Source organism: Streptomyces sp. NPDC058401, assembly GCF_042722885.1.
Lineage (GTDB): Bacteria > Actinomycetota > Actinomycetes > Streptomycetales > Streptomycetaceae > Streptomyces.
Genome location: NZ_JBHXKA010000225.1, coordinates 1 through 7,380 on the forward strand (window position 1 = coordinate 1; position 7,380 = coordinate 7,380).

7 protein-coding genes and 1 pseudogene are annotated in these 7,380 nt (G+C 70.6%); 3 read left to right on the forward strand and 5 right to left on the reverse strand.

Annotation, left to right across the window (positions count from 1 at the left end; all coding sequences use genetic code 11):
- Positions 1 to 69: 69 nt before the first annotated feature.
- Both ACFWNV_RS38550 and ACFWNV_RS38555 read right to left on the reverse strand, forming a co-directional pair.
- Positions 70 to 297: pseudogene (locus ACFWNV_RS38550) on the reverse strand (hypothetical protein); the annotation flags it as partial.
- A gap of 157 nt (positions 298 to 454) precedes the next feature.
- Entirely contained in the window at positions 455 to 787 is a 333-nt protein-coding gene (locus ACFWNV_RS38555; RefSeq protein WP_383956658.1) for a DUF3099 domain-containing protein, read from the reverse strand.
- Positions 788 to 965: 178 nt separating this feature from the next.
- Between ACFWNV_RS38555 and ACFWNV_RS38560 the strand changes: the two genes are divergently transcribed.
- Positions 966 to 1,244: a GlsB/YeaQ/YmgE family stress response membrane protein gene (locus ACFWNV_RS38560; RefSeq protein ID WP_383956661.1), complete on the forward strand. Its 279-nt coding sequence runs from the start codon at positions 966 to 968 to the stop codon at positions 1,242 to 1,244.
- 125 nt (positions 1,245 to 1,369) lie between these two features.
- On the opposite strand, the gene tyrS is transcribed toward ACFWNV_RS38560, so the two are convergent.
- The 3 genes from tyrS to ACFWNV_RS38575 form a co-directional block, all read right to left on the reverse strand.
- Positions 1,370 to 2,635 carry a tyrosine--tRNA ligase gene (tyrS, locus tag ACFWNV_RS38565; protein WP_383956664.1) on the reverse strand — a complete coding sequence of 422 codons (1,266 nt, stop codon included), beginning with the start codon at positions 2,633 to 2,635 and terminating at the stop codon, positions 1,370 to 1,372.
- A gap of 108 nt (positions 2,636 to 2,743) precedes the next feature.
- Positions 2,744 to 4,144 carry a metallopeptidase TldD-related protein gene (locus tag ACFWNV_RS38570; protein WP_383956667.1) on the reverse strand — a complete coding sequence of 467 codons (1,401 nt, stop codon included), beginning with the start codon at positions 4,142 to 4,144 and terminating at the stop codon, positions 2,744 to 2,746.
- Complete coding sequence (locus ACFWNV_RS38575) at positions 4,141 to 5,664, reverse strand: TldD/PmbA family protein (RefSeq protein WP_383956669.1); 1,524 nt, start codon at positions 5,662 to 5,664, stop codon at positions 4,141 to 4,143. Before ACFWNV_RS38575 ends, ACFWNV_RS38570 begins: the two co-directional genes overlap by 4 nt.
- 185 nt (positions 5,665 to 5,849) lie before the next feature.
- On the opposite strand from ACFWNV_RS38575, the gene fabG reads away from it, so the two are divergent.
- Both fabG and fabI read left to right on the forward strand, forming a co-directional pair.
- Positions 5,850 to 6,569 carry a 3-oxoacyl-[acyl-carrier-protein] reductase gene (gene fabG, locus ACFWNV_RS38580; RefSeq protein WP_383956672.1) on the forward strand — a complete coding sequence of 240 codons (720 nt, stop codon included), beginning with the start codon at positions 5,850 to 5,852 and terminating at the stop codon, positions 6,567 to 6,569.
- A gap of 5 nt (positions 6,570 to 6,574) precedes the next feature.
- Entirely contained in the window at positions 6,575 to 7,348 is a 774-nt protein-coding gene (fabI, locus tag ACFWNV_RS38585) for an enoyl-ACP reductase FabI (protein WP_383956675.1), read from the forward strand.
- Positions 7,349 to 7,380: the final 32 nt, after the last annotated feature.

Consider the following 7,380-nt stretch of genomic DNA (forward strand, 5'->3'; position numbering starts at 1 on the left):
GGGGGCGGCGGGCCGCGGCGGCTCCGGTCGCGGCGCGCCCGCGGGGGCGCGCGGGGCCTCCGCCGGCGGCGCCCCCTCGGGCGCTTCCCACTCGTCGAGCTTGACGACGTCCTTGAGGAAACCGCGGACCCCCAGGAACTGGGACAGGTGCTCGCGGTGCTCCTCGCACGCCAGCCAGGTCTTGCGGCGCTCGGGGGTGTGCAGCTTCGGGTTGTTCCACGCCAGGACCCAGAGGGCCGGCGCGCGGCAGGCCTTGGCGGAACACGTGGGTACGTCGGGGGCGGAAGCGTCGTTCAGAAGCGCATCAAGGGGAGTCACGGCTCAACCCTAAGACGGAATGGCGACGCCGAGCAGCCACGGGGGGAGCTGCCCGGCGTCGGTCCGTCGCTCCGACGGGGGATGCGGAGCGCGTAGGCAGTATGTCACGCAGGACCCGGTGCGGTGCACTGGAACTTCATGATTGATCTGAGCTTTTCTTGAGGTTTCCGTCACCCAGCGCGGGGTGCACCGGCGCCGGAACGAAGTGGGAGGGCAGGGAGGGCGTCGACTCCCGCCCCGCGTTGGCGATGACCACCGCGATGTACGGCAGGAGCGCCCCCGCGACGAGCGTCACGATGGCCACGGGCCGCTGCACGTTCCACAGGACGATCGTCGCGATCACCGACAGGGTCCTGACGAGCATCGAGATCACGTACCGGCGCTGGCGTCCCCGTACGTCCTCGGCGAGGCTCATCCGCGCGCCCGTGATCCGGAAGACCTCGGACCCGTTCCGCTTCGTCCGCTCCACAACCCACCACCCGATCGACCGCCGGGCACTCCCCGGCCCGGACGCCTCCACGGTACGCCGCCCGCCCTCAGCCCGGCAGAGGGGGTGTCCCCCGAATGGAGCCGCCCGAAATGCGCAGTAGGCCGGACGGGTCGAGACTGGGCCCACATGCGCACAACGCGCCAGGAGGAGGCTCGACATGGGTTGGTTGTGGGCGATCATCGTCGGCTTTGTGCTGGGACTGATAGCCCGGGCGATCCTGCCGGGCAAGCAGCACCAGCCCCTTTGGCTGACCACCATCTTCGGCATCATCGGCGCCGTCCTCGGAAACGCCGTGGCCACGTGGATCGGCGTCAACGAAACGCGCGGCATCGACTGGATCCGGCACTTGCTGCAGCTTGCCGGAGCCGTCGTGGTGGTCGGTCTCGGTGACCTGATCTACAGCTCGCTCCGCGGCAACAAGAGGCAGATGACCTGAGGGCCCCGGCCCCGCCGCGCGGCAGAGCACGACGGAGCGCGGCAGAGCGCGGCGGAGCACGACGCGGGGGCCGGCCCGGACGATGTGTCCGGACCGGCCCCCGCGTCGTACTGCGTGTGCGGCGTCTAGCCGGTGACCTCGACCGCCGCCAGGTTCTTCTTGCCGCGGCGCAGCACCAGCCAGCGCCCGTGCAGCAGGTCCTCCTTGGCGGGGACCGCGTCCTCGGAGGCGACCTTCACGTTGTTCACGTAGGCGCCGCCCTCCTTGACGGTCCGGCGGGCGGCCGACTTGCTCGCGACCAGCCCGGTCTCCGCCAGCAGGTCGATGACCAGGCCCGGCTCCGCCACCTTCGCGTGCGGCAGCTCGGACAGGGCCGCGGCCAGGGTGGCCTCGTCCAGGTCCGCCAGCTCGCCCTGGCCGAACAGCGCCTTGGACGCCGCGATCACGGCGGCGCACTGGTCCGCGCCGTGCACCAGCGTGGTCAGCTCCTCCGCCAGCGCCCGCTGCGCGGCACGCGCCTGCGGCCGCTCGGCGGTCTGCGCCTCCAGCGCCTCCAGCTCCTCGGGGGTCTGGAAGGACAGGATGCGCATGTAGGTGGAGACGTCCCGGTCGTCCACGTTCAGCCAGAACTGGTAGAACGCGTACGGGGTGGTCATCTCCGGGTCGAGCCAGACGGCGCCGCTCTCGGACTTGCCGAACTTGGTGCCGTCCGCCTTGACCATCAGCGGGGTCGCGATGGCGTGGACGTGCGCGTCCGGCTCCACCCGGTGGATCAGGTCGAGACCGGCCGTCAGGTTGCCCCACTGGTCGGACCCGCCCTGCTGGAGCACGCAGCCGTGCCGGCGGTACAGCTCCAGGAAGTCCATGCCCTGGAGCAGCTGGTAGCTGAACTCCGTGTAGCTGATGCCCTGGTCGGACTCCAGCCGCTTGGCGACCGAGTCCTTCGTCAGCATCTTGTTCACACGGAAGTGCTTGCCGATGTCCCGGAGGAACTCGATGGCGGACAGGCCCGCCGTCCAGTCCAGGTTGTTCACCATGAGCGCCGCGTTCTCGCCCTCGAAGGACAGGAACGGCTCGATCTGGGTGCGCAGGCGCGTCACCCAGTTCGCGACGGTCTCCGGGTCGTTCAGGGTGCGCTCGGCGGTCGGCCGCGGGTCACCGATCTGACCCGTGGCACCGCCGACCAGCGCCAGCGGGCGGTGGCCCGCCTGCTGGAGCCGGCGCACGGTGAGGACCTGCACCAGGTGACCCACGTGCAGCGAGGCCGCCGTCGGGTCGAAGCCGCAATAGAACGTGACGGGACCGTCCGCGAACGCCTTGCGCAGCGCTTCTTCGTCGGTGGACTGGGCGAAGAGCCCGCGCCACTTCAGTTCGTCGACGATGTCCGTCACGGTTCTGGGTCTCCTTGAACGAGGTGGAACGGAAAAGCTGGGGATTCCCCGCCAGTCTAGGCGGGGAAGGCCCGGACCTCTGACGCTTTGTTGATCAGACGACGTTGATCAGACTCCCTTGCTGACCGAGCTCATGTTGAAGTCCGGGATGCGCAGCGCCGGCATCGCGGTCCTGGTGAACCAGTCGTTCCATTCGCGCGGCAGGGTCTTCTCGGTCCGGCCGGCCTCCGAGGCCCGCGACAGCAGGTCCACGGGGGACTCGTTGAACCGGAAGTTGTTGACCTCGCCGACGACCTGGCCGTCCTCCACCAGGTAGACGCCGTCCCGGGTCAGCCCGGTGAGCAGCAGCGTCGCCGGGTCCACCTCGCGGATGTACCAGAGGCAGGTCAGCAGCAGCCCGCGCTGCGTGGAGGCCACCATCTCCTCCAGTGACTTCTCCCCGCCGGCCTCCAGGATCAGGTTCCCGAACGACGGGGTGACCGGCAGCCCGGTCAGTTCCGCCGTGTGCCGGGTCGTGGTCAGCCGGGCCAGCTCGCCGTCCTTGATCCACTCGGTCGCCGGGACCGGCAGGCCGTTGTCGAAGACGGAGGCGTCGTCGCCGGAGCTGTGCGCGATCACGAACGGCGCGGACTCCAGGCCCGGCGCGTTCGGATCGCTGCGCAGGTTCAGCGGCAGCGGGGAGAGCCGCTCGCCGAGCCGGGTGCCGCCGCCGGGCTTGGAGAAGACGGTCCGGCCCTCCACCGCGTCCCGGGCCGACGCCGACCACATCTGGTAGATCAGCAGGTCGGCCACCGCCGTGGGCGGCAGCAGCGTCTCGTACCGGCCGGCCGGCAGGTCGATCTTCCGCTCCGCCCAGCCGAGCCGTACGGCCAGCTCCGCGTCCAGCACGGTCGGGTCCACGTCCTTGAAGTCCCGCGTCGCGCGGCCGGCCCAGGCCGAGCGCTGGCGGTCCGGGGACTTCGCGTTGAGCTCCAGGGTGCCGTTGGGCTGGTCGTGGCGCAGGCGCAGCCCCGTAGAGGTGCCGACGTACGTGGAGACCAGCTCGTGGTTGGCGAACCCGTACAGCTCGCGGCCGCCCGCGCGGGCCCGGGCGAAGGCCTCGCCGAGGGCCGGGGCGAAGTCCGCGAACACCGCCGAGGAGGTCTCGGCCGGGCCGTCGGCGAAGTCCGGCGAGGACGGGGTACCGGTGACCAGCGGCCGGGCGTCCTCCGCCGGTCCGGCGCCGCGGGCGGCCGCCTCGGCGGCCCGGACCAGCGGCTCCAGCTCGGCGGCCGTGACGGCGGAGCGCGAGACGACCCCCGAGGCCGTGCCCTCCTTGCCGTCGACGGTGGCGATGACCGTGAGGGTGCGGCCGCGGGTGACCCCGTTGGTGGTCAGGGCGTTGCCCGCCCAGCGCAGATTGGCGCTCGACTGCTCGTCGGCGATGACGACGCAGCCGTCCGCGGTGGACAGCTCCAGCGCCCGCTCGACGATCTCGTGGGGCTTGGTGGTGCGACTCGACGAGGTCATCGTCCGGCCTCCTGCGTGGTGTTCAAGATGTTCACGTCGCGGAACAGCGCGGACGGGCAGCCGTGCGAAACCGCCGCGACCTGGCCCGGCTGGGCCTTGCCGCAGTTGAAGGCGCCGCCCAGGACGTAGGTCTGCGGACCGCCGACCTTCTCCATCGAGCCCCAGAACTCCGTGGTCGTGGCCTGGTAGGCGACATCGCGGAGCTGTCCGGCGAGCTTCCCGTTCTCGATGCGGAAGAAGCGCTGCCCGGTGAACTGGAAGTTGTAGCGCTGCATGTCGATGGACCAGGAGCGGTCGCCGACCACGTAGATCCCGCGTTCCACCCCGCCGATCAGGTCCTCGGTGGAGAGCCCGCCCGGATCCGGCTGGAGCGAGACGTTCGCCATGCGCTGGACGGGCACGTGCCCGGGGGAGTCGGCGTAGGCACAGCCGTTGGAGCGGCCGAGCCCGGTCAGCTTCGCGATCCGCCGGTCCGTCTGGTAGCCGGCCAGGGTGCCGTCCTTGACCAGGTCCCAGCTCTGCGCCTCGACGCCCTCGTCGTCGTACCCGATGGTGGCCAGCCCGTGCTCGGCCGTCCGGTCGCCCGTGACGTTCATGATCGGGGAGCCGTAGGCCAGCTTGCCGAGCTGGTCGAAGGTGGCGAAGGAGGTACCGGCGTACGCGGCCTCGTAGCCCAGCGCCCGGTCCAGCTCGGTGGCGTGGCCGATGGACTCGTGGATGGTGAGCCACAGGTTCGAGGGGTCCACGACCAGGTCGTAGCGCCCGGCCTCGACGCTCGGCGCCCGCATCTTCTCGGCGAGCAGCCCGGGGATCTGCTCCAGCTCGGTGTTCCAGTCCCAGCCGGTGCCGGTCAGGTACTCCCAGCCGCGCCCGGCCGGCGGGGCGATGGTGCGCATCGAGTCGAACTCGCCCGTGGTGGCGTTCACGGCGACGGCGGTGAACTGCGGGTGGATGCGGACCCGCTGCTGGGTGGTGGAGGTGCCCGCGGTGTCGGCGTAGAACTTGTTCTCGTGGACCGCGAGCAGCGAGGCGTCCACGTGGGCCACGCCGTCGGCCGCCAGGAGGCGCGCGCTGAAGTCGGCGAGCAGCGCGGCCTTCTCCGTGTCCGGCACCTCGAAGGGGTTCACGTCGTAGGCGGAGACCCAGGTCTTGTCGGCGTGCACCGGCTCGGCGGCGAGCTCGACCCGCTCGTCCGATCCCGCCGCCTTGATCACCTGGGCGGAGAGCTTCGCCATGGCCACGGCCTGCGAGGCCACCTTCGCGGCGGCGTCCATGGTCAGGTCCACACCGGAGGCGAACCCCCAGCTGCCCCCGTGCACGACCCGGACCGCGAAGCCGAGGTCCGTGGTGTCGGATCCGCCGGAGGGCTTGGCGTCGCGCAGCCGCCAGGAGGCGCTGCGGATGCGTTCCAGGCGGAAATCGGCATGGTCGGCGCCCAGCGCGCGGGCCCGCGCGAGCGCCGCGTCGGCGAGCGCCCGCAAGGGCAGCGCGGTGAAGGCCGCGTCGATGGAATGGGGCACGGAGGTCCTCCCGGGGGTTGGGGCAGCTGGCACGATCATGTCGCGCCGGGGCTCGCGGTGCCTACATCTTTCTGTAGGGACTCGACAGACCGCGTACCGCGGCCCTGTCGGAGCCGGATTCTCCGTAAGGGGTACTTGACCTATAGGTTTTTGGTATTCAGACCGCTAGTCGAAAGGGTGATCCGTTGAGCCGCTCGGTTCTCGTCACCGGAGGTAACCGGGGCATCGGCCTCGCCATCGCCCGAGCCTTCGCGGAAGCGGGGGACAAGGTCGCGATCACGTACCGGTCGGGCGAGCCCCCGGCGGAGCTCACGGCTCTGGGCGTGCTGGCGGTCCGCTGCGACATCACCGACTCGGACCAGGTCGACCAGGCGTACAAGCAGGTCGAGGACGCGCACGGCGCGGTCGAGGTCCTGGTGGCCAATGCCGGCATCACCAAGGACACGCTGCTGATGCGCATGTCCGAGGAAGATTTCGCCTCGGTCGTCGACACCAACCTCACCGGCACCTTCCGCGTGGTCAAGCGCGCGAACCGCGGCATGCTCCGCGCGAAGAAGGGCCGCGTCGTCCTGATCTCCTCGGTCGTCGGCCTCCTCGGCTCGGCCGGCCAGGCCAACTACGCCGCCTCCAAGGCGGCGCTGGTCGGCTTCGCCCGCTCCCTCGCCCGTGAGCTGGGCTCCCGCAACATCACCTTCAACGTCGTCGCACCCGGCTTCGTGGACACCGACATGACGAAGGTGCTCACGGAAGAGCAGCGGGCCGGCATCGTCGGCCAGGTGCCCCTGGGCCGCTACGCGCAGCCCGAGGAGATCGCGGCCGCGGTCAGCTTCCTGGCGTCCGACAACGCTGCGTACATCACTGGTGCCGTCATTCCCGTTGACGGCGGATTGGGCATGGGTCACTGATCACCATGAGCGGAATTCTCGACGGCAAGCGCATCCTCGTCTCCGGGGTGCTGATGGAGTCCTCCATCGCTTTCCACGTCGCCAAGCTGGCCCAGGAGCAGGGCGCCGAGGTCATCCTCACCGCTTTTCCGCGTCCGACCCTGACCGAGCGCATCGCCAAGAAGCTGCCCAAGCCCGCCAAGGTGATCGAGCTCGACGTCACCAACGACGAGCACCTGGCCCGCGTGGAGGAGCTCGTCCGTGCGGAGCTCGGCGGCCTCGACGGTGTCGTCCACTCCATCGGCTTCGCGCCGCAGGACGCGCTCGGCGGCAACTTCCTGAACACCCCGTTCGAGTCGGTCGCCACCGCCATGCACGTCTCGGCGTTCTCGCTGAAGTCGCTGACCATGGCCTGCAAGCCGCTCTTCCCGGAGAACGAGGGCGCCTCGGTCGTCGGCCTCACCTTCGACGCGCAGTACGCGTGGCCGCAGTACGACTGGATGGGCCCGGCCAAGGCCGCCCTGGAGGCCACCAGCCGCTACCTCGCCCGTGACCTGGGCAAGGAGAAGATCCGCTGCAACCTGATCTCCGCGGGTCCGATCGGCTCCATGGCCGCGAAGTCCATCCCGGGCTTCTCCGGCCTGGCGGACATCTGGGACCAGCGCTCCCCGATGGCCTGGGACATGTCGGACCCGGAGCCGGCCGCCAAGGGCGTCGTCGCCCTGCTGTCGGACTGGTTCCCCAGCACCACCGGCGAGATCATCCACGTCGACGGCGGCCTGCACGCGGTGGGTGCCTGACCTTCCCGGCCGGCCCGGCCGCCGCCCTATCG